This window comes from Micrococcus sp. GbtcB5 (assembly GCF_019091605.1).
Taxonomy (GTDB): Bacteria; Actinomycetota; Actinomycetes; order Actinomycetales; family Micrococcaceae; genus Micrococcus; species Micrococcus luteus.
Genome location: NZ_JAGXJK010000597.1, coordinates 1 through 230, shown reverse-complemented (window position 1 = coordinate 230; position 230 = coordinate 1). Strand labels below are relative to the sequence as shown.

General features: G+C 80.0%; 1 pseudogene. It reads left to right on the top strand.

The features are described from left to right. Positions 1-38: 38 nt before the first annotated feature. A pseudogene (locus tag KVS67_RS13645) lies at positions 39-230 on the top strand (DUF2017 domain-containing protein); the annotation flags it as partial.

Sequence of the window (230 nt, the reverse complement as noted above, 5' to 3'; positions counted from 1 at the left end):
CCGGCCCCCCCGAAGACCCCCGGGCGCCGCCTCCGTCCGTGCCCGCCGGGCAGGACGGGGGCCCCGTGGCCGGGCTGGACGCGTCCAACGCCGCGTTCTGGGGGCTGGTCTCCGGGCTGCACCTGAGCCAGGACCCGGAGCCGCAGCGTTCGGCCCCCTCCGACCCGGCCGTCGCACTCCTCCTGCCGGATGCGTTGCCCCAGGCCGGCGCCGCCGATCAGGGCGCCCAC